This window comes from Streptomyces brasiliensis (assembly GCF_014647875.1).
In the GTDB taxonomy this organism is placed as follows: Bacteria; Actinomycetota; Actinomycetes; order Streptomycetales; family Streptomycetaceae; genus Streptomyces; species Streptomyces brasiliensis.
Genome location: NZ_BMQA01000146.1, coordinates 1 through 7,247 on the forward strand (window position 1 = coordinate 1; position 7,247 = coordinate 7,247).

Annotated in this window: 8 protein-coding genes and 3 pseudogenes; 8 read left to right on the top strand and 3 right to left on the bottom strand. The window is 68.2% G+C overall.

Annotation, left to right across the window (positions count from 1 at the left end; genetic code table 11):
* Positions 1–597: pseudogene (locus tag IEZ19_RS54085) on the bottom strand (transposase family protein); the annotation flags it as partial.
* Here IEZ19_RS54085 and IEZ19_RS54345 point away from each other — a divergent pair.
* The 6 genes and pseudogenes from IEZ19_RS54345 to IEZ19_RS48705 all read left to right on the top strand — a co-directional run.
* Positions 597–692: pseudogene (locus tag IEZ19_RS54345) on the top strand (IS982 family transposase); the annotation flags it as partial. The pseudogenes IEZ19_RS54085 and IEZ19_RS54345 overlap by 1 nt on opposite strands.
* A 54-nt stretch (positions 693–746) precedes the next feature.
* A complete protein-coding gene (locus IEZ19_RS52425; protein WP_373297190.1) occupies positions 747–962 on the top strand; it encodes a transposase in 216 nt (71 codons plus the stop codon).
* A gap of 58 nt (positions 963–1,020) precedes the next feature.
* Positions 1,021–1,275, top strand: coding sequence for a hypothetical protein (locus IEZ19_RS48690; RefSeq protein WP_189317785.1), 255 nt, complete (start codon positions 1,021–1,023; stop codon positions 1,273–1,275).
* A gap of 15 nt (positions 1,276–1,290) precedes the next feature.
* Complete coding sequence (locus tag IEZ19_RS48695; RefSeq protein WP_189317786.1) at positions 1,291–1,653, top strand: hypothetical protein; 363 nt, start codon at positions 1,291–1,293, stop codon at positions 1,651–1,653.
* Entirely contained in the window at positions 1,650–2,735 is a 1,086-nt protein-coding gene (locus IEZ19_RS48700) for an S-(hydroxymethyl)mycothiol dehydrogenase (protein WP_189317787.1), read from the top strand. The genes IEZ19_RS48695 and IEZ19_RS48700 overlap by 4 nt, the downstream gene beginning before the upstream one ends.
* On the top strand, positions 2,735–3,364 hold the full coding sequence (locus IEZ19_RS48705) for an MBL fold metallo-hydrolase (RefSeq protein ID WP_189317788.1): 630 nt from the start codon (positions 2,735–2,737) through the stop codon (positions 3,362–3,364). The genes IEZ19_RS48700 and IEZ19_RS48705 overlap by 1 nt, the downstream gene beginning before the upstream one ends.
* A 98-nt stretch (positions 3,365–3,462) precedes the next feature.
* On the opposite strand, the pseudogene IEZ19_RS48710 reads toward IEZ19_RS48705, so the two are convergent.
* Positions 3,463–3,867 (bottom strand): annotated as a pseudogene (locus IEZ19_RS48710) (transposase domain-containing protein); the annotation flags it as partial.
* Positions 3,868–4,267: 400 nt separating this feature from the next.
* Positions 4,268–4,843 carry a DUF6328 family protein gene (locus IEZ19_RS48715; RefSeq protein ID WP_229841712.1) on the bottom strand — a complete coding sequence of 192 codons (576 nt, stop codon included), beginning with the start codon at positions 4,841–4,843 and terminating at the stop codon, positions 4,268–4,270.
* 288 nt (positions 4,844–5,131) lie between these two features.
* Here IEZ19_RS48715 and IEZ19_RS48720 point away from each other — a divergent pair, with 288 nt between their 5' ends.
* Positions 5,132–6,304, top strand: coding sequence for a sodium:calcium antiporter (locus IEZ19_RS48720; protein ID WP_229841713.1), 1,173 nt, complete (start codon positions 5,132–5,134; stop codon positions 6,302–6,304).
* Positions 6,305–6,549: 245 nt separating this feature from the next.
* Complete coding sequence (locus IEZ19_RS48725; protein ID WP_189317790.1) at positions 6,550–7,089, top strand: EF-hand domain-containing protein; 540 nt, start codon at positions 6,550–6,552, stop codon at positions 7,087–7,089.
* Positions 7,090–7,247: the final 158 nt, after the last annotated feature.

The following is a 7,247-nucleotide window of genomic DNA, read 5'->3' on the forward strand; positions in this document are numbered from 1 at the left end:
CCCGACCAAACACGATCGCCAAGGGCGAATCCGCCAACAAAGTCCTTCAGGCCGGGGAGGTTCACGGTGCGTTGTGCAGGGGTGAGTTCGCCGCCAGACGGCCCGTGTGAGCCCGGTGGTGACCTGAGGGCCGGCGCCCCGGTGGGCGCGGTGGGCCAGGACGGGGACGCGCTGTTGCCCGAAAGATCCGGATGATCCGGTGGCCGCGAGTCGCGGTCGGGTCATGGGTGCGGCCCGTCCGCCAGCGCGGGCGAGGTCCAAAAGCACCGTGCCGGTGGGGTCGGTGACGGCCTGGACGTTTACCCCGTGGCGGTGGTGCTGGGCCCAGTAGTCGCCGCGGCCGTCGCCGTGTCCGGTCGCACGCGGCGGGCGTCCCGTCCCGCAGTACGAGGTCCGGCTTGCACCTCCACCGGGCCCTCGGCAGTCCTGGAGCACGGCCGGCGAGTCACCGGCGGCGCCCGTGAGGTATGTGTGAGCGGATACCGGCGGATTTCCCGAAGCAGGCCGGGCTGCGCGCGAGGGTGTCGTGACGGCGCACGTGCACCGGGGCGGCCGGCGCACGCCGGTGCGGCCAGGCGTGCACCGCCGGTCACCCTCCACCGCGCCTGAGTCACTCGGAATGGCTGGGCCCGGCCGTCATGCGGGTTTTGCCCGGCTTCCACAGCGAGGCACGCTGGCTGCGACACGTCCGCTGTGACCTTCCCGTCGTAGTGTAGAGACCGTGACTGCAGGGGAAGTTGGCAGTCATGGCGGGCAATAGGCGCAAGCTTGACGCGGAGTTTTGTGCGGGGACCGTGCGGATCGTGACCGAGACCGGGAAGCCGATCGCGCAGGTCGCGAAGGATCTCGGGATCAACGAGACCACACTGGCCAGTTGGGTGTCCCGGCCCCGCAGGGCGGGCAGGGCCGAGACGGCCGGTGAGAGCGAGGAGCTCGCGCGGCTGGGGAGAACGCGCAGCTGAAGAAAGACAACAAGGAGCCGGCCATGGAGCGTGATGTGCTCAAACGCTGCATGGTCTTGTGGGTGAAGTAGCTGCGGCGGACCCCGCCGTGGTCGGGGCGATCAGCGACTGCAAGACCGAGGAGAACATTCCGCATCGCATCGCCTGCCGGGCGCTCGAGGTGTCGGAGGCGTGGTTCTACACGTGGCGCCGCCGCCCCGCCGAGCCGACGAAGCGCGAGGTCAGAAGGACAGCCCTGGCTGAGCGGATCCGCTACTTCTTCGACCGCTCCGGCAAGACGTACGGCTCGCCGAGGATCACGCTGGACCCGTAGGAGGAGGACTGGCAGGTGTCGCAGAACACCGTCGCCGAGATCATGGCCGAACACGGCCTGCAGGGCCGCAAGCCGCCGCGCCGGCGCCGCTCGCTGACCCGCCCCGGCAAGCGCAAGGCCGCCCCTGACCTGGTACGGCGCAAATTCGACGCCATCGCGCCCGACGTGCTGTGGTGGGGCGACATGACGGAGATCGACACCGGCGAGGGCACGCTTTATCTCGCCAGTGTCCACGACGCCTTCTCCCGCCGGGCCCTGGGCTATGCGATGGGTGAGCGCCACGATGCTGGTCAGCGCCGCTCTGCGCAACGACAGCGGTACGGTCGGCCTTCGCTGACCGCGCCGACACAACACGCGAAAGAGAGAACTTCGACATGACTCACCACGTGCGCGGCGTCGTCGCCCGGAGCAAGAAGGCGCCGGTCTCGCTGGAGACGATCCTGGTCCCCGACCCCGGTCCCGGTGAGGCGCTGGTGCAGGTCCAGGCTTGCGGGGTGTGCCACACCGACCTGCACTACTGGGAGGGCGGAATCAACGACGACTTCCCCTTCCTGCTGGGCCACGAGGCGGCCGGTGTCGTGGAGGCCGTCGGCGAGGGCGTCGACGAGGTGGCTCCCGGCGACTACGTCATCCTCAACTGGCGCGCCGTGTGCGGCCAGTGCCGCGCCTGCAAGCGCGGACGCCCGCAGTACTGCTTCAACACCCACAACGCGAAGCAGAAGATGACCCTTCAGGACGGCACCGAGCTGGAGCCGGCCCTGGGCATCGGCGCCTTCGTGGAGAAGACCCTGGTCGCCGCCGGCCAGTGCACCAAGGTAGACCCGGGCGCCGCGCCGACGGCCGCCGGCCTGCTCGGCTGCGGCATCATGGCCGGCCTCGGGGCGGCGATCAACACCGGCAACGTCGGCCGCGGCGACTTGGTCGCCGTCATCGGTTGCGGCGGCGTCGGCAACGCGGCCATCGCCGGCGCCCGCCTCGCCGGCGCCGCGAAGATCATCGCCGTCGACGTGGAGGAGAAGAAGCTGGAGTGGGCCAAGGGCTTCGGCGCCACCCACACCGTCAACTCCCGCCAGAGCGACCCCATCGAGGCCATCCGGGAGCTGACCGGCGGCTTCGGCGCCGACGTCGTCATCGACGCCGTCGGCCGCCCGCAGACCTACGAGCAGGCCTTCTACGCCCGCGACCTGGCCGGCACCGTCGTCCTCGTCGGCGTGCCGGCCCCGCAGATGAAGCTGGAGCTGGAGCTGCTGGACGTCTTCGGACGCGGCGGCGCGCTGAAGTCCTCCTGGTACGGCGACTGCCTGCCCTCCCGCGACTTCCCCATGCTCATCGACCTCTACCAGCAGGGCCGGCTCGACCTGGACGCCTTCGTCACCGAGACCATCAAGCTGGACGAGGTGGAGAAGGCGTTCGAGAAGATGCACCACGGCGATGTGCTGCGCTCGGTGGTGGTGCTGTGATGACCGCACGCATCGAACGCCTCGTCACCTCCGGCACCTTCAGCCTCGACGGCGGATCCTGGGACGTCGACAACAACGTCTGGATCATCGGCGACGACGATGAGGTCCTGGTCATCAACCCGGCCCACGACGCCCGGGCCATCCGGCAGGCCATCGGCGACCGCCGGGTGACCGCCATCGTCGCCACCCACGGCCACAACGACCACATCAACGCCGCCCCCGCCCTCGCCGGCCTCACCGGCGCCCCGGTCTGCCTCCACCCCCAGGACGAGGTGCTGTGGCGCATGACCCACCCCGACCGCCCCGCCGACCGCTCCCTGGCCGACGGCGACGTCCTCGAGGTGGCCGGCACAGCCCTCACCGTCATCCACACCCCCGGCCACGCACCCGGCGCCGTCTGCCTGCACGCGCCCGCGCTGCGCGCCCTCTTCTCCGGCGACACCCTCTTCCAGGGCGGCCCCGGAGCCACGGGCCGCTCCTACAGCGACTACGACACCATCCTGGCCTCCATCCAGGACCGGCTGCTGCCGCTGCCGGGGGAGACCGTCGTCCATACGGGCCATGGCGACACGACCACACTCGCCGCCGAGGCCCCCCACCTGAGGGAGCTGCTCGCCAAGGGCTCCTGACCGGCCCCCTGCCGTGTCCGGGGATCCCGCGGCGGACGGGCCCGTCCCCCGGACACGGCCAGGGGCCGAACCATGCCCACCATCTGGTGCGTATCACCGGTCCGCCAGCGCCGGTAGCACACACCGGGCGTAGATGGCTGGGCCAGCGGCCCGGCCAGCACTTCGAACAGCGTCTTCAGCGGCGCGGAGCCCAGGCGTCGGCGCAGGTCCCGCAGTGCCTTCTCCGAGGGGCGGTGCAGCTGCAACCCGTGCAGCCCCGCGACCAGCTTGTCCCACACCCGCGCGTATCCCAGGGAAGGGAACAGGGGCAGTGCCAGGAGGAAGTACACCCCTACCCGAGAAGGAAGTTGCCGCAGCCGCTGCTGAACCGTGCGCGTCTGTTCGAGGACGTCATCAACCAGTTCGAAGGGGATGTACTGGGTCAGCTCGCCGAGATGACCGGGGGCGAAGACACCCTCGGCAACCGAAATGGTGCGAGTGAGCGTGGTAGTGGCACACGGCATGGGCGACGGGGCCTCTCGGAGCACGAAGATCTTGGTCGACTTCATGCTCTACCGGAGGCCCCGTCCCATGTCAGGCCAACAACCGTTTATCCACAGACGGGTTGACACACCCGCCGGCTTAACTACCGGCATTGCCCCTAGAAGACGGCGTCTCTGCCCCAACGACAGTCGAAGACCAGCACGCTTTCCAACTGTGTTGGTAGCTCGCGGGGTGACGTGCAGGGGGGTTACCTGCGTTCATGGTTAGCTGGCCGCCGATGCGGGGATGGCTTGAGGTCACATCGTGCACAGGCAGCGGCTGCCCAGTTCCCGTAGTGAGGGACAAGGGCCTTCCGGGCTCGCAGTTGAACAGTAGGCGTGCTCGGGGGTGTTCGTTGTACGCATCACGGAAATCCCGGAATTACGCGCGTCGGGCGGTCCGGGGCAGCAGGAACCACAGGCCAGTGAAGATCGCTGTGGTCACGGCCGTGATGGGGATGGCTGCCGTGCGGCCGAGTACGACGTCCATCAGCAGGAAGACGGCGCCGTTGAGCGACAGCATCAGGAGGACCAGGCCGATTTGCGCGAGCCGGGCAGAGAGGGTAACGATGCGTGGCTTCAAACCGCGGTGGAACAGTGCACGGTGCAAGGCGACGGGGGTAGCGAGAACCGCGGAGGTGACAACGGTCAGCAGCAGCGTGACGACATAGGTACCGCGTTGGAAAGCATTGAGCTGCGGAAAACGACTGGTGAACGCCAGTCCCAGGAGGAAGGCAAAAAGGATCTGCACGCCGGTCTGGACGACGCGCAGCTCCTGAAGCAGCTCGGAAAGGTTACGGTCGGCTCGCTCCGCGGGCGTTTCCTCACGGGGCGGCCGTGGCTGCTGTGCTGGCTCTTTCGGCACAATCTTCACTGTCCGCTCCGCTTCAGGATCACGCCAGGACCGGCGGAGCGTGTCGACCCGCCTGCGACGATGAGCGCTGCGGCGCTGACGCATGACGGGACCGTGCCGGAAGAGGGGATCCGGGCCCTGGTCCACGCCTGGTCCACACGCACTGATTGACAATGCGACAAGGCCGGATCAAGGTGCGGCTTCGTCTGCTTCGGGCAGGTGGGCGCACGCCCCTGTGGCCGGTGTGCTCCAGTGCGCCCGGCTGTCACTCGTCCTGATCCCTGCTAGCTTCCGATTGATTGTCACTGGCCAGGCCTCCCAGGGGGCCTGGCCAGTCCGTTCTGCTCAAGAGGGAGCAATCGGATGACGTCCATCTTCATCTTCGCCGCCGGAGTGGCACTGCTGATCTACAGTGCTGAGAAGCTGATCACCTACCTGGTCGGCGCTGCGCGCGGCCTGGCGATCTCGCTGTTCTTGCTGGCCATTGTGTTCACCGGGATCGAGTTCGACGACCTTGCCTTCGGTGTGGTGCTCAACGTTGAGGGCCTGGAAGACGTCGCGCTCGGCGTCGTCTTTGGAACCGTCATCTCGCTGTCGGGCCTGGTGCTTGCGATTGCCGCCCTCATCGCGCCCTGCCGGGTGGAGATCCCGAAGGACTACATCGCGTTGTTCGCGATCGCTCCTTTGATCCTGATCGGGCCTGCACTGCTCGGGGAGCTGGGGACCGTCTTCGCGATTGTTCTCGTGCTGCTGTTCGTGCTGTTCGTCGCCTACATCGCCTACCGCGAGTCCCGTCGGGCGGTGCCGACGTTCCGGAGCGCGGAAGTACTCGAAGCGGTGGACAGTCCCGAGCTCGTCGGCGTCGCCGCCGGGACGGCCGGGGGTGCGGGTGGTACCGGGGGCCAGGACCGTGGCGCCGGTGACCTCTACGAGACCGGCCAGGTCGCCGCGGCGAAGCCGAACAACCGGCCCGGGTGGATGCTGCTCCTGCTGGCGATCCTCGCGCTGATCGGTCTCGTCGTCGGCGCCTGGGCCATGTCAGATGGAACCGAGGGCATCCTTAAGAACTTTGCGATCAGCGGCACTGTCTTCGGGGCGACGATCGCGACGCTGGTGCTTTCCCTGGAGGACATCTTCCTGACCGCGGAGCCGGCCCGGCGGGGCGCGCCCGCGGTCGGTGTCGGCAACGTCATCGGCAGCGTCGTGTTCTCGGTGACCGCGAAGGTGGGCATCATCGCCCTGGCCGGCGGCGCGCTCGTGATCACCCCGGAGATCTTCAGCTGGCACCTGCCGGCCCTCGTGGTGATCAACGGGTTCGCCGCCTACGCCCTTCTCACCGGGCACCTCAGGCGCTGGCACGGCGTGGTGCTGCTGGTGGCCTACATCGCCTACTGGGCCATCAGCTTCTCGGTGTTCGGGCTGGTTCCCGTCGACGATGCCCCAGGCTCCGACGACGCGCGGCGACCGGGCATCGAGGCACCGGCGGTCCCGGGCACGCTCGCGCCCGACACCGACGACGCGCCCGCTCCCATTGCCCTGATCGCCCTGCCGACCGACAGCGACTAGAAGACAGGCGTCTTGCCAAACCGCTGCTCAGAGCCCGGCCACGACGTCGTGATCCGGCATCTGCCCGCCCCCTATCACTCGGTTGGCCATAGGTACGCGCCCCGAAATCACAGTCAGTCTCTGTACTGTGACGTTCCGTGCTCGATCTGATTGGGTGACGGCACTTCGCAGATGCACCCCGGTGCCACCGCCGGCCCTGCCCCCGGGCCGGCCCCGCCCGGACGAACCACCTGGAGATCTCCGAGATGACCACTTCCGTGCAGCTCGACCGCATCAAGAAGCGCTTCGACAGCTGGGACGTGAACGGCGACGGCCGCATCGACCGCTCCGACTGCGAGGCCGAGTCCAAGCGCATCCTGCAGGCCTTGGGCGAGGCTCCCGGCTCCCCGAGGGGCCGCGCGCTGATCGACGCCTACCTGGGCATGTGGTACTTCTTCGCCGACAAGGCCGGGATCGACAAGGGAAACGGCCAGCTGACCCCCGAGCAGTTCAACGACATCGTTAAGGAACACGTCCTGGAGAACGGCGGCGCGGACTTCGGGAAGGTCATCAAGCCGACGATCCAGGCCATGATCAAGCTGGCGGACGTGGACGACGACGACCAGATCAGCCCGACCGAGTTCAAGACCTGGCTGGACGCCATGGGGGTCGAGAACATCGACTCGGCCGACGCATTCCGCCAGATGCACGCCAACGGCGACGACCAACTCTCCGCCGACGAGCTGGTTCAGGCCGTCCACGCCTACCACATGGGCGAGATCGACGTGCCGCTACTCGGGCACTGAGCTGAACCGGAACATGCCGAACACCAGATGGCCCGGAGCGGGGAAGGCCACCCGCTCCAGGCCACGGTACGTTCCGCAGCCGTCTTTGACGGTCGGGCCCAATGCCGTTGCTTGAGTTCTAAACCAATCGAGGCAGAAGGGTGATGGTCTTTGGCTGG

Excerpts from the sequence above, each read along its gene's own strand:
- IEZ19_RS52425 (WP_373297190.1), top strand. The coding sequence starts at position 747 with ATGGCGGGCAATAGGCGCAAGCTTGACGCGGAGTTTTGTGCGGGGACC.
- IEZ19_RS48700 (WP_189317787.1), top strand. The coding sequence starts at position 1,650 with ATGACTCACCACGTGCGCGGCGTCGTCGCCCGGAGCAAGAAGGCGCCG.
- IEZ19_RS48725 (WP_189317790.1), top strand. The coding sequence starts at position 6,550 with ATGACCACTTCCGTGCAGCTCGACCGCATCAAGAAGCGCTTCGACAGC.
- IEZ19_RS48715 (WP_229841712.1), bottom strand. The coding sequence starts at position 4,843 with ATGCGTCAGCGCCGCAGCGCTCATCGTCGCAGGCGGGTCGACACGCTC.
- IEZ19_RS48705 (WP_189317788.1), top strand. The coding sequence starts at position 2,735 with ATGACCGCACGCATCGAACGCCTCGTCACCTCCGGCACCTTCAGCCTC.